This window comes from Rhodococcus sp. ENV425, from assembly GCF_002887785.1.
GTDB classification, from domain to species: Bacteria; Actinomycetota; Actinomycetes; order Mycobacteriales; family Mycobacteriaceae; genus Rhodococcus; species Rhodococcus aetherivorans.
In genome coordinates this window covers 11,588-11,916 of record NZ_PCZU01000273.1, presented here as the reverse complement: position 1 = coordinate 11,916, position 329 = coordinate 11,588, and the positions used below count along the sequence as shown (strand labels likewise).

The 329-nt window shown below is 68.4% G+C and carries 1 protein-coding gene; it reads right to left on the bottom strand.

The genetic code is table 11. The features are described from left to right. Positions 1–312: DNA/RNA helicase domain-containing protein (locus CQZ88_RS31920; protein WP_374703841.1), on the bottom strand; the 312-nt coding region annotated here is incomplete at its 3' end. Positions 313–329: the final 17 nt, after the last annotated feature.

The following is a 329-nucleotide window of genomic DNA, read 5'->3' as shown; positions in this document are numbered from 1 at the left end:
CAGGACGGTGCGGCCACGGCGGGCCAGCTCACCGAGCAGAGACAGTGCGATCACACTCTTGCCGCTACCGGGTCCCCCGGTGACGATGACAACGCGCTTGCGGTCCGCGGCACGAGAAATTTCGACCTCGTGCAGTACCAGGGCCACGGCCAACTGTTGGTTGCCGAGCAGATGGAACTGCGGCCGGTCGCGCACCTCGGCGGCGGCCACCTTCAGCAGCTGCTGCGACGGAGCCACCGCAGACCGCATGAGTGTGTCACCGGCGGTGTGCTCGGGGGCTGGGGCGAGCCGGGTGCGAAGAAATTCGAGCATGTCGCCGCGGTCGGCGA